The 22,584-nt window shown below is 75.5% G+C and carries 16 protein-coding genes; 5 read left to right on the top strand and 11 right to left on the bottom strand.

The features are described 5' to 3' along the window. The first annotated feature begins 11 nt into the window (after nucleotides 1-11). The gene (gene nhaA / locus WCD41_RS11350; protein ID WP_337713537.1) at nucleotides 12-1,892 is read left to right on the top strand and encodes a Na+/H+ antiporter NhaA; all 1,881 of its coding nucleotides are present in this window, start codon (nucleotides 12-14) and stop codon (nucleotides 1,890-1,892) included. Between the two features lie 181 nt (nucleotides 1,893-2,073). Here nhaA and WCD41_RS11345 read toward each other — a convergent pair whose 3' ends face one another. The 4 genes from WCD41_RS11345 to WCD41_RS11330 form a co-directional block, all read right to left on the bottom strand. Further along, complete coding sequence (locus WCD41_RS11345; RefSeq protein WP_337713536.1) at nucleotides 2,074-3,093, bottom strand: ferric reductase-like transmembrane domain-containing protein; 1,020 nt, start codon at nucleotides 3,091-3,093, stop codon at nucleotides 2,074-2,076. A 10-nt stretch (nucleotides 3,094-3,103) separates the two neighbouring features. After that, nucleotides 3,104-3,283 (bottom strand): hypothetical protein, encoded by a 180-nt coding sequence (locus WCD41_RS11340; RefSeq protein ID WP_274279185.1) that lies wholly within the window; start codon nucleotides 3,281-3,283, stop codon nucleotides 3,104-3,106. A gap of 153 nt (nucleotides 3,284-3,436) precedes the next feature. Further along, nucleotides 3,437-4,519: an aldo/keto reductase gene (locus tag WCD41_RS11335; RefSeq protein ID WP_337713535.1), complete on the bottom strand. Its 1,083-nt coding sequence runs from the start codon at nucleotides 4,517-4,519 to the stop codon at nucleotides 3,437-3,439. Between the two features lie 75 nt (nucleotides 4,520-4,594). Beyond that, the gene (locus WCD41_RS11330) at nucleotides 4,595-5,239 is read right to left on the bottom strand and encodes a hypothetical protein (protein WP_337713534.1); all 645 of its coding nucleotides are present in this window, start codon (nucleotides 5,237-5,239) and stop codon (nucleotides 4,595-4,597) included. A gap of 225 nt (nucleotides 5,240-5,464) precedes the next feature. On the opposite strand from WCD41_RS11330, the gene WCD41_RS11325 reads away from it, so the two are divergent. Next, the gene (locus WCD41_RS11325) at nucleotides 5,465-7,600 is read left to right on the top strand and encodes a sensor histidine kinase (protein WP_337713533.1); all 2,136 of its coding nucleotides are present in this window, start codon (nucleotides 5,465-5,467) and stop codon (nucleotides 7,598-7,600) included. An 80-nt stretch (nucleotides 7,601-7,680) separates the two neighbouring features. Here the strand turns inward: WCD41_RS11325 and WCD41_RS11320 are convergent, their stop codons facing one another. Then, nucleotides 7,681-8,313, bottom strand: a complete 633-nt coding sequence (locus WCD41_RS11320) for a hypothetical protein (RefSeq protein ID WP_337713532.1) — start codon at nucleotides 8,311-8,313, stop codon at nucleotides 7,681-7,683. Nucleotides 8,314-8,378: 65 nt separating this feature from the next. Then, nucleotides 8,379-9,122 carry a hypothetical protein gene (locus WCD41_RS11315; RefSeq protein ID WP_337713531.1) on the bottom strand — a complete coding sequence of 248 codons (744 nt, stop codon included), beginning with the start codon at nucleotides 9,120-9,122 and terminating at the stop codon, nucleotides 8,379-8,381. Nucleotides 9,123-9,264: 142 nt separating this feature from the next. On the opposite strand from WCD41_RS11315, the gene WCD41_RS11310 reads away from it, so the two are divergent. Together WCD41_RS11310 and WCD41_RS11305 are read left to right on the top strand one after the other, a co-directional pair. Further along, nucleotides 9,265-11,382 carry a sensor histidine kinase gene (locus WCD41_RS11310; protein ID WP_337713530.1) on the top strand — a complete coding sequence of 706 codons (2,118 nt, stop codon included), beginning with the start codon at nucleotides 9,265-9,267 and terminating at the stop codon, nucleotides 11,380-11,382. Continuing rightward, on the top strand, nucleotides 11,379-12,026 hold the full coding sequence (locus WCD41_RS11305; RefSeq protein ID WP_337713529.1) for a response regulator transcription factor: 648 nt from the start codon (nucleotides 11,379-11,381) through the stop codon (nucleotides 12,024-12,026). The genes WCD41_RS11310 and WCD41_RS11305 overlap by 4 nt, the downstream gene beginning before the upstream one ends. On the opposite strand, the gene WCD41_RS11300 is transcribed toward WCD41_RS11305, so the two are convergent. Continuing rightward, a complete protein-coding gene (locus WCD41_RS11300; RefSeq protein ID WP_337713528.1) occupies nucleotides 12,023-17,137 on the bottom strand; it encodes a SpoIIE family protein phosphatase in 5,115 nt (1,704 codons plus the stop codon). The two genes, WCD41_RS11305 and WCD41_RS11300, sit on opposite strands and share 4 nt — an antisense overlap. A gap of 105 nt (nucleotides 17,138-17,242) precedes the next feature. Between WCD41_RS11300 and treZ the strand changes: the two genes are divergently transcribed. Next, nucleotides 17,243-18,964, top strand: coding sequence for a malto-oligosyltrehalose trehalohydrolase (treZ, locus tag WCD41_RS11295; protein WP_337713527.1), 1,722 nt, complete (start codon nucleotides 17,243-17,245; stop codon nucleotides 18,962-18,964). A gap of 51 nt (nucleotides 18,965-19,015) precedes the next feature. On the opposite strand, the gene acs is transcribed toward treZ, so the two are convergent. Genes acs through WCD41_RS11275 form a run of 4 tightly spaced genes read right to left on the bottom strand, consistent with a single transcriptional unit; the run spans nucleotide 19,016 to nucleotide 22,569 of the window. After that, a complete protein-coding gene (acs, locus tag WCD41_RS11290) occupies nucleotides 19,016-20,947 on the bottom strand; it encodes an acetate--CoA ligase (protein ID WP_337713526.1) in 1,932 nt (643 codons plus the stop codon). 31 nt (nucleotides 20,948-20,978) lie between these two features. Further along, complete coding sequence (locus tag WCD41_RS11285) at nucleotides 20,979-21,605, bottom strand: protein-L-isoaspartate(D-aspartate) O-methyltransferase (protein WP_337713525.1); 627 nt, start codon at nucleotides 21,603-21,605, stop codon at nucleotides 20,979-20,981. Beyond that, a complete protein-coding gene (locus WCD41_RS11280) occupies nucleotides 21,605-22,120 on the bottom strand; it encodes an STM3941 family protein (RefSeq protein ID WP_337713524.1) in 516 nt (171 codons plus the stop codon). Before WCD41_RS11280 ends, WCD41_RS11285 begins: the two co-directional genes overlap by 1 nt. Then, the gene (locus WCD41_RS11275) at nucleotides 22,117-22,569 is read right to left on the bottom strand and encodes a CoA-binding protein (protein WP_337713523.1); all 453 of its coding nucleotides are present in this window, start codon (nucleotides 22,567-22,569) and stop codon (nucleotides 22,117-22,119) included. Before WCD41_RS11275 ends, WCD41_RS11280 begins: the two co-directional genes overlap by 4 nt. Nucleotides 22,570-22,584: the final 15 nt, after the last annotated feature.

The raw sequence follows: 22,584 nt of genomic DNA, 5'->3' as shown, positions 1-22,584 counted from the left end.
TGGATTCGGCCATGGCCGACGTGACGGACAGCCGTCCCCGCTGGCACGGCATCCTCGAGCGGATCTCCGAGGCCCGGCGCGGCGACTCGAGCGAATCCCTCGCCGCGGTCTTCATGCTCGGGGCGACGATCCTCGCGCTGCTGTGGGCGAACTCGCCGTGGGGGTCGACCTACGACGCCTTCTGGCACACGCCGTTGGCGATCTCGCTGGGCGACTGGTCGATCGACCTCGACCTGCAGCACTGGGTCAACGACGGCCTGATGGCGCTGTTCTTCTTCGTCATCGGCCTCGAGGTCAAGCGCGAGTTCGCGCTCGGCGAGCTGCGCGACCGGTCGAAGGCCGCCGTGCCGCTGACCGCCGCGGTCGCCGGGCTGGCGCTGCCGGCGGTGCTGTTCCTGCTGCTCAACCCGTCGGGGCCGGCCGCGACGGCGTGGGGCGTCGTGATCTCCACCGACACGGCGTTCCTGCTCGGCGCGCTCGCGGTGATCGGGCCGGGGCGGGCGGAGCGGCTGCGGATCTTCCTGCTCACCCTGGCCGTCGCCGACGACGTCGGGGCGCTCGCGATCATCGCGCTCGTCTACACCGACGAGCTGCACCTCGTCCCGCTGACCGTCGCCGTCGTCGGGCTGCTGGCGATCTGGCAGCTGCGCCGGCTGCGGGTCTGGCGGGGCGGGGGCTACCTCGTCGTCTCGCTGATCACGTGGGTCGCGTTCTACGAGTCGGGCGTGCACGCGACGCTGGCCGGGGTGCTGATCGCCCTGCTGCTGCCCGTCTACCCGCCCAAGCGCAAGGAGGTGGAGCGCGCGGCGGCGCTGGCCCGCGCGTTCCGCCAGTCGCCGAACCCCGAGTACGCGCGCAGCGCCCGGCTCGGGCTGGAGCGTGCGGTGTCGGTGAACGAGCGGCTCATGCGGCTCTGGCAGCCCTACACCGCGTTCATCATCGTGCCGGTGTTCGCGCTGGCCAACGCGGGCGTGCCGCTGACGGCGGAGACGCTGCGCGCCGCGATCGTCTCGCCGCTGTTCTGGGGCATCGTGCTCGGGCTCGTGGTCGGCAAGTTCGTCGGGATCACCGGCGCGACCGCCCTGCTGGCGCGCCTGCGTCCGGGGAGCCTCGCGCCCGGGCTGACCATGCCGCAGATCGCGGGCGGCGCGGCGCTCTCGGGCATCGGGTTCACGATCTCGCTCTTCATCGTCGACCTGGCCCTCGAGGACGAGGCCCTCGCCGACCTCGCCCGCGTCGGCGTGCTCGCCGGGTCGGTGGTCGCGCTCGTGCTGGGCGCCGCGGTGTTCCGCGCCGGCCGCTCGATGCTGCCCGACGAGCCCTCGCGCGACCTGCTGCGTGCCGTCGACCCGCGCCGCGACCACGTCCGCGGCCCGGTCGACGCCCCGCTCACGATCGTCGAGTACGGCGACTTCGAGTGCCCGTTCTGCGGCAAGGCGACCGGCAACATCCGGCAGGTCCGCGAGCACTTCGGCGACGAGATGCGCTACGTGTTCCGGCACTTCCCGCTCGAGGAGTACCACCCCCACGCGCGGGGTGCCGCCGAGGTCGCCGAGGCCGCCGCGGGGCAGGGCCGGTTCTGGGACGTGCACGACACGTTCTTCGCCCACGCCGACGCCCTCGAGCGCGACGACCTCATCGCCTACTGCGCCGACCTCGGCCTCGACATCGACCGCCTCGAGGAGGACCTGCGCGAGGGCGACCCCGAGAACCACGTCGAGGACGACGAGATCGACGCCCGCAGCAGCGACCTGCCGGGCACGCCGACCTTCTACCTCGGCGTCGGCGACGCGGTCCCCCAGCGCCACCACGGTCCCTACGACGCCAAGACCCTCATCGGCGAGCTCGAGCGGATGCGGGCGAGCACCGAGGACGTCGCCGACCCCCGCTGAGTCCTGCCGCGCCGCCTGGTGCAGCGTGCGCCTGGTGTGCAGCGAACGTGCTGTTCGCTGCTTCTAGGCGCCGAAAGTCCCCGTTCGCGGTGCGCGCGGCACTCGACTCGGCCGCGAGCGGCACGTTCCGCATGATCAACAGGTTCGCGACCTGCGGAACGTACCTCTCGCCGGGCGCCCGTCAGCGCCAGCGCGGCCGCGGCGGGAGCGCGACGGTCGGGGCCTCGGCGCCGGCGAGGGTGTCGGTCTGCGCGTCGGCACCGGCGTCGTCGTCCGGGTCGGCGGAGTGTCGGGAACGGCGGGGCCGGTCGCCCGCGTGCCGGTGCGCCGGACGCGCGACGACCCGCAGCTCGCGCAGGCTCCCGCGCCGGGACGGCGTGCCCCCACCCGGCGTGCCCGGGACCGACGTCTCCCGAGCTGGCGTGTCGTCCGCCGACACGCCGACCTCCGAGGACACGAACGCGCCGTTCGCTGCTTCGGAAGCAGTGAACGGCGCGTTCGTTCCACCGTCACGCGGGGCGGGCGGGGCGGGCGGGGCGGGCTCGGCGGGCTCGGCGGGCTCGGCGGGCTCGTCCACCCGCACCACCGGCTGGGAGCCCGTGGCGTGGTCGGCCGCCTTGCGGGCCTCGGCGGGGTCGGTGCGGCCGCGGTCGGCGAGCGGGAGGGCCGGGCGGCGGCGGGCGGCGCGCCGGTAGAGCAGCGCGGCCACGACCAGGGCCGACGCCACCAGGGGCACGACGAGCGTCCACCAGGTCCCGCCGCGGAAGGAGGCGTTGACGACCGCGTGCGCCACGGCCACGGGGAACGAGACGTAGATCGTCCAGTGCACGATCAGCCAGGCGCGCTTGGAGAAGTACTTCCGCAGGCTCGACGAGATCACCACGGCGAGCAGCAGGTCGAGCGCGATCGCCCCGAGCGCGACGGGCCACGGGTTGAACGTCGCCGTGAACGGGACGAGCACGTGGTACCAGCGCAGCGGCAGGTACGGCGTGACCAGCACCGTCACGACGTGCAGCAGGACGAACACGACGGTGATCAGCGCGAGGTTGCGGTGCAGCGCGACGAGCACGAACCGCGGCAGCGCCTGGCCGAGCACCGCGGTCAGCGACGTGTTGTGCAGCGCCCCGAGCGCGAGCACCACGCCCATGAGCAGCAGCGCGACGAGACCCATCGCCCGCGAGACGTTCCAGAGCTCGATCACGAGGTCGGGCTCAGCGGTACTCGGCGGTGGTGACGCGCGGGACGTCGGCGGCCGTCGACGACGCGGAAATCCCCGCGTGCAGCGCGACGACGAGCATCGCCGCCGCCACGGTGATCCAGGCGGTCAGCTCGACGATGGTGCGCTTGTTCTGCTCGTGCTGTGCGGCCTTCGCCGTGCGGCGACCGGGCACCGGCGTCTCCCTCCGTGTTCCCCGGTCCCCAGGATGGACGATTGCGCTGTGTGACCCGGGTCAGGGGTCGCCGTGATCATCCGCACGGTACTCAAGCGCCTGGATCTCCCGTGCGCCCCGGACCGCCGACCACGACGATCCGGGGCCGGACACTCAGCCGAGCAGCGTCGCGTCCGCCGGCGAGAGGCGGTCGGTGATCGTGTTCTTCTGGTGCCAGTACGGGTAGAGCAGCGGCGTCGCGCTGACCTCGTCGAGGCGGGCGACCTCGTCGTCGGTGAGCACGAGGTCGGCGGCGGCGAGGTTGTCGGCCAGCTGCTCCTCCGTGCGGGCACCGATGACGAGCGACGTGACCCCCGGCTTGCGGAGCAGCCACGCGTTCGCGACCTGCGCGACCGAGACGCCGTGCGCGTCACCGACCTCGGCGGCGGCCTCGATGATGTCGTAGAGGCGCTCGCGGTCGTGCACCGGCGGCTCGGACCACTCGCCGAGGTGCCGCGAGGTCTCCGGGTCGTCCTGGCCGCGCCGGAACTTGCCGGAGAGCAGGCCGCCCGCGATCGGGCTCCACACGAGGATGCCGAGACCCTGGTCGACCGACACCGGGACGAGCTCGTTCTCGGCCTCGCGCGCCTGCAGCGTGTAGTGGATCTGCTGGGAGACGAAGCGCTCGTAGTGCTCCCGCTCCGAGACGCCCAGGGCCTTCATGATGTGCCAGGCCGAGTAGTTCGAGCAGCCGATGTAGCGGATCTTGCCCTTGCTCACGAGCGTGTCCAGCGCCTCGAGGGTCTCCTCCAGCGGCGTCACACCGTCCCAGCCGTGCAGCTGGAAGAGGTCGATGTGCGAGACGTCGAGCCGGCGCAGGGAGTCCTCGACGCTCTTGACGATGTGCTGGCGCGACGCCCCGCCGTCGTTCGGGCCCTCCCCCATCGGGAAACGGCACTTGGTGGCGAGGTAGACGTCGTCGCGATGGTTCTTCGTCGCCTGCCCGACGATCTCCTCCGACACGCCCGCCGAGTACATGTCGGCGGTGTCGACGAGGTTGACGCCGTGGTCGACGCACAGGTCGATCTGGCGGGTGGCGCCCTCGACGTCGGTGGCGCCGAGCTTCCCGAAGCCGCCCTTCCCGCCGAAGGTCATCGTGCCCATGGTCATCGTCGAGACCTTGAGGCCCGACCGTCCGAGAGTGCGGTACTCCATGCCGTTCGGTTGCCCCTCACCGGAGGGGGCGGAACGTGACATGACCGAAGGGCACCCTCGCTCGCTCTCCTCGAGCGAAGGTGCCCTTCGGTCAGGAAACGGCGGCGGCAGGCAGGGTCAGGCGCGCGCCGTCAGGTCCGGGCGCACGGCGAGCAGGACCCCGAGCACGGTGTAGCCGAGGAGGAAGTGCAGGCCCCCGACGATCGTGGTGGCGTCGCCGGGGACCAGCATGCTCACCCCGAGCCCGGCCACGAGCCAGGAGCCGGCCACCGGGGCCCACACCCGCAGGATGCCGCGCCAGCGCCCGGCCACCGCGACCGCGATGCCGACGACGACCATCCCGAGCATCGACAGCGGCCACGCCGGGTCGAGGACGGTGGCGACCGTGCCCCACTCCCCGCCGCCAGCGCTCGCCGCGAAGCCCGACTGCACGGTCGCCACGGCGAGGATCACGGCCTCGACGACGAGCAGTCCGCGACCGAACCGTTCGACGCCGGTGCCGTGGGTCCGCCACAGCGCGAGGAGCAGGCCGAAGATGCCGAGCTGGAGGGCGATGCCGAGCAGGTCCATCGCGAAACGTCCCTGATCGACACCCTCCCCGAGGACGAGCCACGCGACGCCGTAGGTGGCGGAGCCGACCGCGAGTCCGCCGCCCGAGAAGCGCAGCATCGACGACGGCGGGGTGTCCCGGACACCGGCGGGGGCGGCGGGGGCGGCGGAGCCGGGCGACGGGGCGGTCTCGGGGTGGCGGGCGGTGGTCACGGTGGGCTCCTTCGAGGGCGGATGTCGAGAGGTCGGTGTCGGTAGGTCGAGCGCCGCGTCCCGGGCGGCGTCCGGAGGCGATGGGGAGAACGGTGCGCGCCCGGCGTCCCGGTCCGGCAGGGCCGCGGGTCGCCCTCGTGTCCCCGGCATGTCCCGATCGGACGGGACACCGACCGGGACCGCGCTCCCTCCCCGCCGCGGCCATCACCTGCCACGATCACGCGCGTGACGTCCACCCCGCCGACCACGGCCTCGGGAGACGTCGACCGGGCCGCCCCGGCGTCGAGTGCACCGCCGGAGGCGCCGCAGGCCCCGGACCGGCCCCGCACCGCGCGGGCGGTCGCGCTCGGGCTCATCGCCGCGGTCGTGTTCGGGGTCGTCGTCGTGCTCGACGTCCTCGGGCGCGGGGTGCCGGTCCCCGTCGAGGGCGCCGAGCAGGGCCCGGGCTGGAGCTCGGCGCTGGTCGGGCTGATCCTCGTGGTGGCCGGCGCCACGGTCGTGCGCGTGCGGCCGCGGCAGGCGGTGGCCTGGGTTCTGGTCGTGTCGGGAGCGCTGTGGCTGCTGTCCGGGCTCGCGGCGAGCTGGTTCGTCCTCGCCTGGGCCGGCGTCCCCGGCCCGGGCGCCGGCCTGGCCTTCCAGGTCTCCGCCCGCTACTGCTCCGCGATCGTCGTGACGATCCCGCTGGCCCTGCTGCTCTACCCCGACGGCCGGTTCCCCCGGCCCTGGCCCTGGCGGCTCGCCGCGTTCCTCGCGCTCGCCGCGGTCTCCGCGATGGTGCTCGGCTACGTGTTCGCCCCGTACACGGACATCGCCGCGTCCCGGGATCGCGCGCCGAGCCCCGAGATGCTCGCCCTGGGGATCGACACCCTCTCGGTCCCGCTGCCGTTCTGGGAGCCGCTGCTCGCCGTCGGGTTCGCGGTGGCGCCTCTGTCGATGGTGGTGGCCGTCGCCGTGCTGGTGGGCCGCTACCGGCGCGCCCGGGACGTCCGGCGCCTCCAGATGCGCTGGCTGCTCTGGGCCGGGCTGGTGGAGCTGCTCGTCGTCGGCCTCGTCCTGCTGCCCGTGTCGGGCGTGGTGATCGACGCCCTGCTCTTCGTCGCGGTCGCGGTGACGTCCGGCGTCGTCGCGCTCGCCCTCGCCCGCACCGGACTGACCGTCGTGGACCGCCTGCTCCCGGCGACCCTGGTCGTCGCGATGCTCGCGGCCGGCGTCGTCGCCGTCGACCTGGTCATCCTGCTCGCCACCAACGCCCTGGTCGGCGGCCGGGACGCCGGGCTGATCGCCGTGGCCGTCGTCGCGATCGCCTACACGCCGCTGCGGACGTGGCTGTGGCGGCTCGCGCGCCGCACCGTCCGGGGGACCCGCGACGACCCCGCCGGCACGATCGCGACGCTGGCCGACCGCCTCGAGTCGGCCTCGGTGCCCGACGCGCAGCTCGACGCGGTGGCCCGCGCGGTGGCCGCGGCGTTCCGGCTGCCCTGGGTCCGCGTCGAGGTCGACCGGGCCGACGGGGCGCGCGCGATCGTCGACCACGGGGACGCGGCCCCGTCCGCCGGCCCCTCCGCCCACGCTGCGGTCGACCTGCCCCTGCGCTACCGCGACGAGACCATCGGCCGCGTCGCGCTGCCCGCCTCCGCGTACGTCGCGCTCTCCCGCCGGGACCAGCGGTTGCTGGCCGACATGCTCCGCCAGGCGGCCGGCGCGGCCCGGGCCGGCGCGCTGTCCGCGTCGTTGCAGCGGGCCCGGGCCGACCTCGTCACCGCCCGCGAGGAGGAACGCCGCCGCCTGCGCCGCGACCTCCACGACAGCGTCGGACCCGGTCTCGGCGCGGTCACCCTGCGGATCGAGACGGCCCGCGGCCTGGCCCCGCGCGATCCGGAGCGGGCCGACGCCGTCCTCGCCCAGGCCGTCACCGACGTCGCCGCCCAGCTCGCCGACGTCCGCCGGCTGGTCCACGACCTGCGCCCGCCCGCCCTCGACGAGCTCGGCCTCGCCGGTGCCCTGCGGGCCCAGGCGCGCCGCCTCGGGGGCGACGGCCTGGCCATCACCGTGCGCGGCGACGCCGGTGACGTCGGGGAGGTGCCGGCCGCCGTCGAGGTCGCCGCCTTCCGCATCGCGTCCGAGGCGATGACCAACGTCGTGCGCCACGCCGCCGCCACCCACGCGACCGTCACGCTGGAGCGCTCCGACGGCCAGCTCGTCGTCACCGTCACCGACGACGGCCGGGGCATCGCCCCCGACGTCGCCGCCGGCGTCGGCACCCTCTCGCTGCGGGAGCGCGCCGCCGAGCTCGGCGGACGCACCACGATCACCTGCCCACCCACCGGCGGCACCACCGTGACGGCTCACCTGCCGGTGTGAGCCCACCCGGAACACGACCGAAGGGCCCCGTCGCTCGATCTCCTCGAGCGAAGGGGCCCTTCGGTCGGGCGAAGCGGCAATCAGGCGCGCATCGCCAGGTCGGGACGGGCGGCGAGCAGGACACCGAGGGTCGCGTAGCCCGCGATCAGGTGCAGGCCGCTGACCCAGGACGCGGCGCCGGGCCCGAGGAGGGCCAGGGACGGCACGACGACGAGCACCCAGGTCTCGGCCACCACCGGCCACGCGCGCAGGATCCCCCGCCATCGGCCGGCGACGGCGACCTTGATCCCGATCACCGCCATCCCGAGCATCGACACCGGCCAGAACACGTCGAGCACGACCGTGACGGTGCTCGATGCGATCGGCTCGCCCAGGAGCAGGAGCACGGAAGCCGTCGACGCGAGGGTGAGCAGGACGGCCTCGACCGCCAGCATCGCCCGCGCCGGCCTGCTCGTCCCGGTCGCCCGGGTGCGGATCATGGTGATCAGCAGCGCCCAGATGCCGAGCTGGAAGACGCCGCAGACGATGTCGGTGGTGTAGCCGATGTCGATGCCGGCCACCAGGGACGTCAGGGCCCACGGCAGCGAGCAGACGGCGAGCACGAGCCCCGCCGCCCGGACCGACGCGGCTCCGGGACGGGCGGCCCGTCCCGCGCCACCGGGCGGATCGGAGGGACCGGAGAGGACGGACGGGTCGACAGCAGGCGTGGTCATGGCGATCTCCTCGGGGTGGTGGAGCGGCGGGCGGCGGAGTGGAGGGGCGGAGGGCAGCGGGGCGGTCAGCGCCGGGTGAGGTCGGGGCGCAGGGCGAGCAGCAGGCCGAGGACGCCGTAGCCGGCCAGGAAGTGCACGCCGCCGACGACGAAGCCGATCGTCGGGCCGAGGACCATCAGCGCGGGCATGGCCACGAAGAACCAGGTCTCGGCGACCACCGGCCATGCCCGGAGGACCCCGCGCCAGCGGCCGGCCACGGCGACCTTCACGCCCAGGACCGCCATGCCGAGCATCGACAGCGGCCAGAACGGGTCGAGCGCCACGGCCGCAGCGCTCCACTCGCCGCCCATCGACGGCAGCGTCAGCACCGACTGCACGGTCGCGACCGCCAGGATCACGGACTCGACGACGATCATCGTGCGGGCGAGCCGCGTCGTGCCCGCCGCGCCGGAACGCCACATCGCGGCGAGCAGGCAGAAGACCCCGAGCTGGAAGAACAGGCCGCAGAGGTCGCCGTAGAAGCTCCCCTCGGTCGCCGTGTCGCCGCGGGTGACGCCCAGCGTGATGAAGGCGGCGCCGTAGGCCGTGGCGCCGGCGGCGAGGCCCGCGCCCAGGAGTCGGAGCGAGCGTGTGCTCGGCCCGCGCGGACCCTCGGGCCGCTCGACGGGGACGGTCGGCGCGGAGATCGGGAGGTCGGCGTCGGTGCGGACGCGGGCGGGGGTGGTGCGGATCGTGGTCATGGCGGGCTCCCGGGTGAACGGGTCGGTGGGGTAGCGGTCACCGGTGTGGAGGCGGTCGGCCGGTGTCATGGCGGGAACCCTGCGCGTGCGACGTCCCGCTCCGGCAGGGCCGCGCGCCCCTTGATCGTCCCGACCGTGTCCCGGGCCGACGGGACACGGGACGGGACTCCGGTCCGGCGACATCTCGGGGCCGACCTGCGACGATCACCGTGTGCGACCCACGGCCGAGCAGCCCGCGCAGGCGCCTGCCGTGCCCGCGCCGCAGCCCCCGGCCGTACCGCAGGTCGCCGCCCCGTCGCCCCCCGCCGGGTCCGCGGCCCGGCGGCGCGACCTCGTCCTCGCGCTCATCGCCCTCGCCGGACTGGTCGTCGCGGCGCTGATCGTGGCGCTCGCCGTGCGCCACCGCGACGTCGTGGTCGGCCCCGACGAGGGCGGCGGGATCATCGAGGTCCTCGCGGGGCCGGTCCTGCTCGCCGCCGGGCTGCTCGTGCTCCGCGGCGCCCGCCGGGGCCGGCCCGTCGGCTGGGTGCTCACGGCGGCCGGCACGGGCTGGCTCCTCTCAGGGCTCGCCGCGCAGTGGGTCGTGGAGGGCCTCTACCGGACGCCGGGCGCGCCGGGGACCTCGCTCGCCTACGCCGTCAGTGCGCGCTACGGCGCGTTCCTGCTGCTCGCGCTGCCGCTGGTGCTGATGCTCTTCCCCGACGGCCACCTGCCCCGGGGACGGGTCGGGCGTCCGGTCGCGCTCGCGAGCCTGGCCGGGACGGCCCTGCTGCCGGTGACCCTCCTGGTCGTGCCGTCCCGCGTCGTCGAGGCCCGCAGCGGCGTGCCGTTCACCCCGCGCGTCGCCGCTCTCGACCTGGATCCGCACTCGGTCCCGCTGCCGATCTGGCCCGCGGTGCTCGACGTCGCGTTCGCCCTGCTCCCCCTGGGCATGATCGTGCCGTTCGTCGTGGTGGCCGTGCGCTACCGGCGCTCGAGCGGACGCCGCCGTCTGCAGCTGCGCTGGCTGGTGTGGGCCGGTCTCGTCGACGCGCTGGTCATCGGCTTCGCGCTCCTGTTCCCCGAGCCGTGGCCGTCGGTCGCCCTCCTCGTCGCGATCACGGTGACGTGCGCGGCGATCGTCGTCGCGGTCGTCCGCGAGCGGCTCTACGACGTCGACCGCCTCCTGCCGACGACGATCGTCGCCGTCGCCCTCGGCCTGCTGGTCCTCGCCGTCGACGGGCTGGTGCTGCTCGTCGCGGGCGCGGCGTTCGGCGGGAGGGACGCGGGGCTGGTCGCCGTCGCCGTCGTCGCCGTGCTCTACACCCCGCTGCGGTCCCGGCTGTGGCGCGCCGCGCGCCGCCTGACCCGCGGCTCCCGCGACGACCCGTACGCCGCGGTCGCCACGCTCGCCGGACGACTCGAGACCGCGGCCGCGCCCGGCGAGCAGCTCGCCGCCCTCGCCCGTTCCGTGGCCGAGGCGTTCCGCCTGCCCTACGTGCGGGTGGAGATCGACCGTGCCGACGGCGCGCGGGCGGTCGTCGAGCACGGCCGCACCGACCGTCCCACCCTCGACCTCCCCATCCGCTACCGCGACGAGACGATCGGGCGGGTGGCGGTCGCCGAGGGCCGGCGGCTCTCCGACGCCGACCAGCGCCTGCTCGGCGACCTCCTGCGCCAGGCCGCGGCGGCCGCCCGGGCCGGCGCGCTCTCGGCGTCGCTGCAGCAGGCGCGCGTCGCCCTCGTCACGGCCCGCGAGGAGGAACGCCGCCGCCTGCGCCGCGACCTGCACGACAGCGTCGGACCCGGCCTCGGAGCCGTCACGCTGCGGATCGAGACCGCCCGTGGCCTGGCCGCTCGCGACCCCGACGCCGCGGACGCGGTGCTGGCGCAGGCCGTCACCGACGTCGGCACGCTGCTCGCCGACGTCCGGCGCCTCGTGCACGACCTGCGCCCGCCCGCCCTCGACGAGCTCGGCCTGCTCGGTGCGCTCCGTGCGCAGGCGCGGAAGCTCTCCGGCGACGGGCTGGAGATCACCGTCGACGGGGACGCCGGGGACCTCACCGCCGCCGTCGAGGTCGCGGCCTTCCGGATCGCGTCGGAGGCCGTGACCAACGTCGTGCGCCACGCCGCCGCCACCCGCACGACCGTCACCCTCGACCGCCGGCCCGGGCGGCTCGTCGTCACCGTCGCCGACGACGGCCGCGGGATCGGCACCGACGTCGTCGCCGGGGTCGGGACGCTGTCGCTGCGCGAGCGCGCCGCCGAGCTCGGCGGCCGCACCGAGGTGACCTGCCCGCCCGGCGGCGGCACCGTCGTCACCGCCGACCTGCCCCTGGAGACCACGTGACCGCGCCGATCCGGATCGTCCTGGCCGACGACCACCCCGTGTACCTCGACGGCCTGGCCGGGCTGCTGGCCACGGTCGACGGGCTCGACGTGGTCGGCACCGCGACCGACGGCGCCGCGGCCGTCGAGACCGTCGCGGCGCTGCGACCCGACGTCGTCGTCATGGACGTCCGCATGCCCGAGCTCGACGGGATCGCCGCCACCCGCCGCATCGTCGACGCCGACCCGTCGGTCGGCGTCGTCGTGCTCACCATGAGCGAGGAGGACGAGACCGTCTTCGCCGCGCTGCGCGCCGGCGCGCGGGGCTACCTGCTCAAGGGCGCCACCAAGGACGAGATCGTGCGGGCGGTGACCGCCGTCGCCGAAGGGGACGCGATCTTCGGGCCGGCGCTGGCGCGGCGGGTCGTCGAGTTCCTGGCGCCGCGGCAGACGACCGTCGATGTCTTCCCCGAGCTCACCGCCCGCGAACGGGAGGTGCTCGACCTCGTCGCCGCCGGGCGCGCGAACCCGCAGATCGCGTCGGCGCTCTTCCTGTCGCCCAAGACCGTCCGCAACATCGTCTCGGCGATCTTCACCAAGCTCCACGTGGCCGACCGCGCGGAGGCGATCGTGCGGGCGCGCGAGGCCGGGCTGGGCCGCGCCTAGATCCCTTCGCCGATCCCCTCGCCGGGCAGGGCCAGCCCCAGCACCCGCGCCGTGGGGCCGCCCGGGGTCGCGGCGAGACGGACGGTCGCGCCGCGCCCGCGCGCGTGCTGCAGGACCTCGAGGATCAGGCCCACCCCGGCGCTCGCCAGGTGCCCGACGCCGCGCAGGTCGATCACCAGGTCCCCCTCGGGCCCCACGTCCCCGACGGCCCCGAGCAGCGCGTCCCGGCACTCGGCCGCCCCGGCGAGGTCGAGGTCGCCGCGCAGCGCGACGCGCCGCGACCCGTCCTCGTCGTGCACCGTGAGCGCCGCACCGACCGGTCGTGCCTCCGCGACCTCGGGCGGGACCGCCGCGAGGGGTTCGTCCGCCCCGGGGAGCACCCGGAACGACACCTGCGTCCCGCCGTCGGGCGAGCTGGTCACGGTCGCCCCGGCGCTGACCTCGCGCAGCAGCGCGAGGCCCCGCCCCCGGAAGCCGGGGTCCGCCGGTGCGGGGCGCCACGTGCCGTGGTCGACCACCGACGCGTCGGTCGACCCGTCGTCGCGTCGGGCGAGGCGGACCTCCACGACGCCCGACCCGTCGTCGTCGCGGTAGCCGTGCTCGACGGCGTTGGTGGCGGCCTCGCCCAGCGCGAGCTGCAGGTCGCCGAGGACGACCTCGGACAGGCCGGCCGCCCGCGCCCAGCGCGAGGTCCGGCGTCGCAGGAGGGCGAGCGCGTCGGCCCGGGCCGGCAGGGACAGCTCCAGCGGCGGGGGCGCGAGCCGGGCGACGACGAGCGCCACGTCGTCGGAGCGCGTGCCGAGGTCGGCGAGCAGGGCGCCGGCCAGCGCGTCGGGCGCGGCGTCCCGGTGCCGGTCCGCGGACGCCGTGAGCCGGTCGAACCCGTCGTCCAGGGTCTCGCCGCGGCGCTCGACGAGCCCGTCGGTGTAGAGCAGCACGACGCTGCCGGGCTCGAGGGTGATGACGGCCTCGCCGTGGTCGCGCAGGCCGGGCGGCAGGCCGAGCAGCGGGCCGTGGCCCGCGGGGTCGTCGAGGAAGGTCACCGCTCCCCCGTCGGCCGGCGTGAGCAACGCCGGGAGGTGCCCGGCACGGGCGTAGCGCAGTTCCCCGGTGCCGGTGTCGAGCGTCAGGCACATCGCCGTCGACGCCTGCGAGCCTGGGATGCGCGAGGTGAGGCCGTCGAGCAGGCCGAGCGCCTCGGCCGGTCCGTGGCCGGCGAGGAGGTAGCCGGACAGGGCGGTGCGCAGCTGGCCCATCACCGCGGCCGCCGCCGTGCCCTGCCCGACGACGTCGCCGACGGCGATCGCGACGCGGTGCTCGTCGAGCTCGACGACGTCGTACCAGTCACCGCCGGCCTGCGTCCCGGTGGCGCCGGGCAGGTAGCGCACCGCGAGGCCGAGCCGGTCGAGCGCCGGCAGGGCCTGCGGGAGCAGGCTGCGCTGGAGGGTGTCGGCGATCCAGTGCTCGGCGCGGTAGAGGCGGGCGCGGTCCAGGGCGATCGCGCACGGCTCGGCGAGGGCGACCAGCGCGCTGCGCTCGGTCCGCGAGACGCGGGTGCGGTCCGGCAGGCCGATCCCGACCGCGCCGACCGTGGTGCCCGCCGCGACCAGGGGCAGGGCCATCGCGCCCTGGATGCCGGCCTCGAGGAGGGTCGCGCGGATGTCCTCGTCGTCGGTCCTCCGGACACCCTCGCCGTCCACCGCCACCAGCCACAGCGGCTCCCCGCGGTCGACCGCCGTGCCCACCAGGGTCGGGTGGTCGCGCTCGGCCGGGACGACCGGCGGGTCGACGTTCAGCGCCGCGAGCGGGGCAAGGCTGCCGCGGCGCGGGTCGTACTCGAAGACGGCGACCCGGGCCGCCGGGCCGAACAGCGCCCGCAGGTGCCCGACGGTGACGTCGGCGACCTCGGCGGGCGTCGCGGCGGCGGAGAGCTCGGTCGTCGCCCGCTGCAGCAGCGACAGGCGCGCCGCCGTCGCGCGCTCCTCGGCGAGCAGCAGGGCGTTGTCCAGGGCCAGGGCCGCGCGGGCCGCGATCTCCTCCACGAGGTCGAGGTCGTCGTCATCCCAGGATGAGCTCCCGTGCGGGCTCCCGGCCGGTCCCTCGGCGCGCTCGAGCGTGAGCAGGGCGACCGGGTGCTCGCGCACCGTCAACGGCAGGTGCAGCACGCCGTCGTCCGTGACCGGCGCCCGGCGGGCCAGCGCCCGGCGCTCGCCGTCGCCGACCTCCTCGGCCCCCTCGGTCCCGATCGGCACCGCGGTGACGCCGCCGCCCTCGGCCGGTGTCGCGACCCGGCCGGGACCGGCCACACCGTCGTCGTCGACGTGACGGGCGGTGGCGCGGGACGCGAGCCCCGCCTCGACGAGCAGCCGCACGAGGCTCTCGAGACGGTCGGCGACCTCGGGCTCCCCGTCGAGCTCCGCCCCGACCCGGGCGAGCAGGCGCTGGCGCTCCGCCTCGAGGGAGCGCGCATGGACGTCGAGGCCGCTGCCGACCCACCCCGAGACCCCGACCTCGCCGGGCAGCGGGACGGCGTGCTCGGCGACCCGGTGGTACGAGCCGTCGCCACGACCCAGCCGGTACTCGACCTCCCAGGCCCGGCCCTCCGCGATCGCCGCGGCGGTGACCTCCCGGTAGCGGTCGCGGTCGTCGGGGTGCACCCCGGCGAGCCAGCCCGTCCCGAGCTCGTCGGCCTCGTCGCGTCCGGTGAACCGCCGCCACCCGGCGTTGTGGAACGTGCGGGCGCCGTCGGCGTCGGCCACCCAGATCAGGGCCGGTGCGAGGTCCGCCATGGCCGTGAACCGCGCCTCGGCGCGGCGGCGCGCGCGCCCGAGCTGGAGGTGGGCGTCGACGCGGGCTCGCAGCTCGGAGGCGGTGAACGGCTTGACCAGGTAGTCGTCGGCCTGCGCGGCGAGCCCCTGCACCGCCTCCTCCTGGCCCGCGCGGGCCGAGAGCAGCAGCACCGGCACCCGCGCGGTGCGCTCGTCGGCGCGCAGGGCCGCCAGCAGGGCGAGGCCGTCGCGGCGGGGCATCATCACGTCCGACACGACGAGCTCGGGCGGCTCCGCGCGGGCGACGGTCAGCGCCTCCTCTCCGTCGGCGACGAGACGCACGTCGTGGCGTGGAGCGAGCAGGCGGTGCAGGTAGGAGCGCATGTCGGCGTTGTCGTCGGCGACGAGGATGCGGCCGCGGACGACGTCGGACCGCGGCTCCGGGTCACCCGGAGCCCCGTCGTCCTCCTCGGGCAGCCAGCGCATCGCCTCCGCGACGAACGACTCCGCGTCGGCGGACGGTCCTGCGGGCGGCGCGGCGGACGCCTCCTCGTCGACGACCCGGTCGGCGGGCAGGTGCGTGCGCCCGAACGGCAGCGCGACGGTCATCGTCGTGCCGACGCCGAACTCGCTCTCGGCGCTGACCTCGCCGCCGTGCAGCCCCACGAGCTCGCGCACCAGCGCGAGCCCGATGCCGCTGCCCTCGCCGGACCGGGCGCCCTTGTCGCCCGTGCTGCCCTCGACGCGGTGGAACCGCTCGAACAGGCGCGGCAGCTCGGCGGCGGGCACCCCGACGCCGGTGTCGGCGACGTGCAGCACCGCCGACTCGCCGACCGCCTCCACCCGCACCGAGACCGACCCGGACGTCGTGAACTTCAGCGCGTTGGAGAGCAGGTTGAGGACGATCTTCTCCCACGCGTCGCGGTCGAGCAGGACCGCGCGGCCCAGCGGCGCGCAGTCGACGACGTAGTCCAGACCGGCCCGCTCCATGGCCGACCCGAACATGCCGGCGAGCTCCTCGGTCGCCACGCCGAGGTCGGAGGGCACGTAGTGGGCCTGCCGGCGGCCCGCGTCGAGGCGGGAGAAGTCGAGCAGGCTGTTGACCAGCCGGCCGAGCCGTCGCCCGTTGCGGTGCACGACCTCCAGCTCGTGGCGCCAGCGGTCCGGGTCGACCTCGGGGTCGGCGCGCAGCTCGTCGACCGGGCCCATGATCAGGGTCAGCGGGGTGCGGAACTCGTGGCTGACGTTGGAGAAGAACTCGGTCTTGGCGCGGTCGAGCTCGGCGAGGGCCTCCGCCCGCCGACGCTCGGCCTCGAAGCCCCCGGCGTGCGTCAGGCCGGCGGTGATCTGGCCGCCGAGCAGCGTCAGGAAGCTCGCGGTGCGCTCGTCGTAGCGGCTGTGCGGGTTGATGCCGGCGACGAGGAACCCGGCGATGCCCGCGTCGCCGTCCCCGCCCGCGCCGGGCGTCGCGGCCAGGGGGACCAGGACGGCCTGGGTGGCGGGCTCGTCCCACGCACCGCACGGGACGAGGTCGCCCCAGCGTGCGGCGAGGTCGTCGACGAGCACCGGCGACCCCGCGGTGAGGCGGTCGACCGGCCAGGGCCCGCCGCGACCCACGTCCGCGGGGGCCACCGGCGAGCCCGCGGCGGCGCCCGCGCTCGCCACGAGCCGAGCGACGCCGGTGTCGGTACCGCTCCCGTCCTCCGGGTCGAGCAGGTAGACCAGGGCGAACGGGAGGTCGCGGTCGTTCTCCCCGAGGGTGCGCGCCACGGCGTCCAGCACGTCCTCCTGCGACCGGGCCGGCCCCATGGCCGTCCCGAGGTCGCGCATGGTCCCCAGGCGCCGGTCGCCGATGACGCGCTCGGTGGTCTCGGTGACCACGCAGAGCATCCCGGCGATGCCGCCGTCGGCGTCGGCGAGCGGGCTGTAGGAGAAGGTGTGGTAGCTCTCCTCGGGGTAGCCGTTGCGCTCGAGGAACAGCAGCAGGTCCTCGTCCCAGGTCGCCTCGCCCGTCTCGAGCACCGACGCGATGCGGGGGCCGATGTCGGGCCAGATCTCCGACCACACGACCCGGGCGGGCTTGCCGAGCGCCCACGGGTGCTTGGACTGCAGGGTGTCGCGCGAGTAGGCGTCGTTGTAGAAGACCGTCAGCTCCGGACCCCAGGCCATCCACATGGAGAACCGCGAGGTCAGCAGCATGCGCACGACGGTGCGCAGCGGCGTCGACCAGGTGTCGGGCTCGCCGAGTGGCGTCGCGCTCCAGTCGACGCCCGCCATGTCGGCGCCGACCTGCCCACCGCCCTCGACCAGCGCCCGCGTCCCGGGTGAGACTCCGGTCCCCATATCACCGCCCCCGTGCGCACCGTCTCCGACCGGATCGTCTCATCCCCGGTCGTTGCGGTCACACGTCACGCATGCGGACACGGCCGGTCGGGAAGCATCGCCCTCGTGGCACACGAGTTCGCGGTCTGGGCCCCTACCAGCTCGTCGGTCGGTCTCGTCCTCGACGACCGCACGGTCGCGATGACCGGGGCGGCCGAGGGCTGGTGGCGCGTCACCGTCCCCGACGCCGGCCCCGGCACCGACTACGCCTTCTCGCTGGACGGCGGCGAGCCGTTGCCCGACCCGCGGTCCCGGTGGCAGCCGCACGGCGTGCACGCGCCCTCACGACTGGTCGACGTCGAGCCCTCCCCCGCCGACGCCGCGTGGACCGGCCGGTCGCTGCCGGGCTCGGTGATCTACGAGATGCACGTCGGGACCTTCACGCCGGGCGGCACGTTCGCGTCCGCCGAGGAGCGGCTCGACCACCTCGTCGAGCTCGGCGTCGACCTCGTCGAGGTCCTGCCCGTCAACGCCTTCGACGGCACGCGGGGCTGGGGCTACGACGGCGTGCTCTGGTACGCGGTCACCGAGAACTACGGCGGGCCGGCCGCGTTCCGCCGGTTCGTCGACGCCTGCCACGCCCGCGGCCTCGGGGTCGTGCTCGACGTCGTCTACAACCACCTCGGGCCCTCGGGCGCCTACCTCGACCGCTTCGGGCCCTACTTCCTCGGCGAGAACGTGTGGGGGCCGTCGCTGAACCTCGACGGGCCCGGCTCGGACACCGTGCGGGCCTACATCCTCGACAACGTCACGATGTGGCTGCGCGACTTCGGCGTGGACGCACTGCGCCTGGACGCGGTCCACGCCCTGCGCGACGCCCGCGCCGTCCACCTGCTCGAGGAGATGGCCGACCACGTCGCCTCGCTCGCGGCCCACCTGCGCCGGCCGCTGACGCTGATCGCCGAGTCCGACCTCAACGACCCGCGCCTGATCACCTCCCGCGAGGCCGGCGGGTACGGGCTGGACGCGCAGTGGTGCGACGACATCCACCACGCCCTGCACTCGACGCTCACCGGCGAGACCCAGGGCTACTACGCGGACTTCGGCTCGCTGGCGACGCTCGCGGAGGTCCTGCACCACCCCTTCCACCACGCCGGCACCTGGTCGTCGTTCCGCGGCCGCACCCACGGGCGCCCGGTGGACCTGCTCCGCACGCCGGGGCACCGGTTCCTCGCCTACCTGCAGGACCACGACCAGGTCGGCAACCGGGCCGCCGGCGACCGCCTCTCCGCCACGGTCTCCCCCGGCCTGCTGGCCTGCGGCGCGGCACTGGTGTTCTGCTCGCCCTACACGCCGATGATCTTCATGGGCGAGGAGTGGGGCGCCCGGACGCCGTGGGCGTTCTTCGTCGGCTTCGACGACCCCGAGCTGCAGACCGCGGTGCGCGAGGGCCGGACCAAGGAGTTCGCCGAGCACGGGTGGGGCGCCTCCGACGTCCCCGACCCGACGGCGGAGTCGACCTTCGAGGCCTCGAAGCTCGACTGGTCGGAGCCCTCGCGGGAGCCCCACGGGGCGCTGCTCGGCGTGTACCGGGCACTGATCGCGCTGCGTCGGGCCCACCCCGAGCTCACCGACCCGCACCTCGACCCGGTCCGCGTGGACCACGACGCCGAGGCGCGCACGCTGGTCGTGCACCGGGGCTCGCTGCGGCTGGCGGTGAACCTGGGCGGGGCGTCCGTCTCCCTGTCCATGGCCGCGTCCGAGGTGCTCTACGCGCCGTCCGGCGTCGACACCGCCGCCGACACCCTGACCCTCGAGCCGGAGTCGTTCGCCCTGGTCCGTACGTGAGTACTTTCCGGGCCTAGAGGCCCGGAAAGTACTCACAAGGGCAGGCGGACGTCACGGGGTACCGGTGAGCTCCCGGTAGTCGGCCGCGAGCGCGGCGAAGCCGTCGGGGTCGACGAGCGAGGTCGTGTCCCCGGCCTCCTCGCCGCGGGTGACGCCGAGCAGCAGCCGGCGCAGGATCTTGCCGCTGCGGGTCTTGGGCAGCGCGTCGACGGTCACCACCCGCGACGGCCGGGCGACGGGGCCGAGCTCCCGGGTCACGTGGGCACGCAGGTCGTCGGTCGGGTCGGAGCGGTCGCCCCCGCGCAGCACGACGAACGCGACGATCGTCTGGCCGGTGGTCGCGTCCGGGGCGCCGACCACGCCCGCCTCCGCCACGCGCGGGTGGCTCACCAGCGCGGACTCCACCTCGATCGACGAGAGCCGGTGCCCGGAGACGTTCATGACGTCGTCGACCCGCCCCTCGAGCCAGACGTACCCGTCGGCATCGAGGTGCGCGCCGTCCCCGGCGGTGTACCAGCCCTGGTCGCGGAAGTCGGCGAAGTACGACGAGACGAACCGGTCGGGGTCGCCCCAGACCGTGCGGGCCATCGCCGGCCAGGGACGGTCGACGACCAGCAGACCGCCCTCGTCGGGGGCGCAGTCCGACCCGTCGGGGTGGACGACGCGCACCGAGACCCCCGGCAGCGGCAGGGTCGCCGACCCCGGCTTGAGTGCTGTGGCGCCGGGCAGCGGTGCGACCATCGCCGCGCCGGTCTCCGACTGCCACCACGTGTCGACGATCGGGCACCGGCCGGCCCCGACGTGGCGGTGCAGCCAGCGCCAGGCCTCCGGGTTGATGGCCTCGCCGACCGAGCCGAGCAGGCGCAGCGACGACAGGTCGTGGGCGGCCGGCACGTCCTCGCCCCACTGCATGAAGGTCCGGACCAGGGTCGGCGCGGTGTAGTACACGGTCACGCCGTACTTCGCGATGATCTCGAAGTGGCGGCCGCGGTGCGGGGTGTCGGGCGTGCCTTCGTAGAGCACCTGCGTGACGCCGTTGGCCAGCGGCCCGTACACCTCGTAGGTGTGCGCGGTGACCCACGCGAGGTCGGCCTGGCACCAGTAGACGTCGTCGGGGCGGTGGTCGAAGCACGCCCACGCGGTCCACGCGGTCTGGGTGAGGTAGCCGCCCATGGTGTGCACGAGGCCTTTGGGCTTGCCGGTCGTCCCCGACGTGTAGATCAGGAACAGGGGCGTCTCGGCCGGGAACGCCTCCGCGGTGTGCTCGGCGGGGCGGCCGGCGAGGGCGTCGTCCCACCACACGTCGCGGCCCTCGGTCCAGGGCACCTCCTGACCGGTGCGGCGCACCACGAGGACGTGCTCGACCGAGTCGACCCCCTCCACGGCGGCGTCGGCGTTCTCCTTGACCGGCACGGCCTTCCCGCGGCGGTACTGGCCGTCGGTGGTGACGACGAGCTTCGCCGCCCCGTCGACCACGCGGAAGCGCAGCGCCTCGGCGGAGAACCCGCCGAAGACCATCGAGTGGACCGCCCCGATCCGGGCGCAGGCGAGCATCACCACGACGGTCTCGACGAGCACGGGCAGGTAGACCACGACGACGTCGCCGCGCCCCACGCCCAGCGCGGTGAGGGCGTGGGCGGCTCGGGCGACCTCGGCCTGCAGGTCGGCGTAGGTCAGCCGGCGCTCGTCGCCCGGCTCGCCCTCCCAGAGCAGCGCCGGCCTGTCGCCGTGCCCGGCCTCGACGTGCCGGTCGACGCAGTTGCGCGCCACGTTGAGGGTGCCGTCGGCGAACCAGCGGACGAACGGGAAGTCGGCGCCGTCGTAGGCCTCCCGCGGCGGCGTCGTCCACTCGAGGCGGCGCGCCTGCTCGAGCCAGAAGCCCTCCGGGTCGGCGGCGGCGCGCGCACGCAGCGCCGGGGCGTCGGCGGCGGGCACCGTCGCGGTGGCCGCGAGTCCGGGCGGGGGCGGGACGACCTCGGTCATGTCCGGCGTGTGCCCGCAGCGCCGTCACGGCTCACAGCAAGGGGACGAAGGACACCGGCATCAGGCGTTCCTCGGTCCCGTCGCGGCGCATCCGCACGAGGTCGCCCTGGCGCTCGTGGCCGACGGGGCAGACGAGGACGCCGTCGTCGGTGAGCTGCTCGAGCAGGGCCGGGGGCACCTCGCCCTCGGCCATGGCGGCCACGGTGATCGCGTCGAACGGGGCACGGTCCGGCACGCCGAGGCGACCGTCGCCGTGGCGGACCTCGACGGCGTGCCCGGTCGCGGCGAGCGCAGCGCGCGCGGACGCGGCGAGCGAGGGGTGGTACTCGACGGTGACGACGTCGCGGGCCAGGCGGGAGAGCACCGCCGCGGCGTAGCCGCTGCCCGCCCCGACCTCGAGCACGCGCTCCCGTCCGGTGAGCTCCAGCAGCGCTGCCATCGCGGCGACCATGGCCGGCGCCGAGATCGTCTGGCCGCACGCGATGGGCAGCGGGCCCGGGCCGTAGGCCTCGGCGGCCCGGTGCGCGGGCACGAACCGGTGCCGGGGCACCCGCCCCATGGCCGCGAGGACCCGCTCGTCGGTGATCCCCTGCTCGCGCAGGTGCGCGACCATGTCGCGACGGCGTCGCTCGTGGCCGCTGATCGCGTGTCCGGTCATCACGACTCCGGGCGCAGACGCTCCAGGTCGGCCGCCAGCTCGTCAGCGGGCACTGGCAGCACCGAGGGCGGCAGGACGACCGGGCTGCCCAGGCGCCCGGCCTGTGCCCGGCCGACCTTGGCCCGCGCCGGCGTGGTCCGGGCGAGCACGGCCTCGGGGTCGCGGACGCCGATGACGAGCATCGACCCGCCGCGTGCGCGCAGGACGTCGATCGTGCCGAGCTCGGACCACGGCAGGAACCCGGCGGCGACGATCGAGCCGCCGTCGTCGACGCCCTCGCGGGTCGCGACCAGCAGGGGCTTGCCGCGGGCCAGGCGCAGGGCCGCCCGCACGGCGCCGACCCCGAAGAAGACCACCAGCACGGCGCCGAGCACGAGGTTCGCCGTCCCGCCGGCGAGCAGCAGCCACACCCCGGCGGCCAGCCCGATCACACCGGTCACGAGCGCGACGACGGGTGCAGTGCGGGGCGCGCGGACCTCGACGCGGTCCGGCTCGCGGACGACGGGCGGGCTCACGTGCACCACCGCTTGTGGTCGGCGCGCAGGTCGCGGTCGGCGACGGCCTCGAGCCCGCCGTGCTGCGCGCGGGCCACCGCCCGGGCCGTGGTGTCGCCGTCGGCGACCTCCGCGGGCAGCCACACCGCCCCGCCCCCGACGCCGGCGACCTCGTCGACCACCGCGTCCCAGGCCTCCGGCGCCCGGAACACGACGACGAGGTCGGGCCGCGGGACGTCGGCGAGCGTCGGGGCGCAGAGCCTGCCGAGCGTCTCGACCACGTGCGGATTCACGAGGTCGACGGTCCACGCGGTGCGGTCGAGCAGGTAGGCGGCGAGCCGGAAGCTGGGGCGGTTGAAGCGGTCGGAGACGCCGAGGACCGCCACCCGCCGCACGCGCGCCAGCAGCGCGCCCACGGCGGCGTCGTCGACCAGCCCCGTCCCCACCCCGCCATCCTCCCGCATCTTCATGTGAGCACTTTCCGG

It is taken from the genome of Actinomycetospora aeridis (genome assembly GCF_037400275.1).
GTDB lineage: Bacteria > Actinomycetota > Actinomycetes > Mycobacteriales > Pseudonocardiaceae > Actinomycetospora > Actinomycetospora aeridis.
Note: the sequence above shows the minus strand (reverse complement) of the source record. Positions and strands in the feature narration are given on the sequence as shown.

Coding starts and splice junctions, on each gene's coding strand:
- nhaA (WP_337713537.1), top strand. CDS start 12: ATGGCCGACGTGACGGACAGCCGTCCCCGCTGGCACGGCATCCTCGAG.
- WCD41_RS11335 (WP_337713535.1), bottom strand. CDS start 4,519: ATGTCACGTTCCGCCCCCTCCGGTGAGGGGCAACCGAACGGCATGGAG.
- WCD41_RS11320 (WP_337713532.1), bottom strand. CDS start 8,313: ATGACCACGCCTGCTGTCGACCCGTCCGTCCTCTCCGGTCCCTCCGAT.
- WCD41_RS11315 (WP_337713531.1), bottom strand. CDS start 9,122: ATGACACCGGCCGACCGCCTCCACACCGGTGACCGCTACCCCACCGAC.
- WCD41_RS11300 (WP_337713528.1), bottom strand. CDS start 17,137: ATGGGGACCGGAGTCTCACCCGGGACGCGGGCGCTGGTCGAGGGCGGT.
- acs (WP_337713526.1), bottom strand. CDS start 20,947: ATGACCGAGGTCGTCCCGCCCCCGCCCGGACTCGCGGCCACCGCGACG.
- WCD41_RS11285 (WP_337713525.1), bottom strand. CDS start 21,605: ATGACCGGACACGCGATCAGCGGCCACGAGCGACGCCGTCGCGACATG.
- WCD41_RS11275 (WP_337713523.1), bottom strand. CDS start 22,569: ATGAAGATGCGGGAGGATGGCGGGGTGGGGACGGGGCTGGTCGACGAC.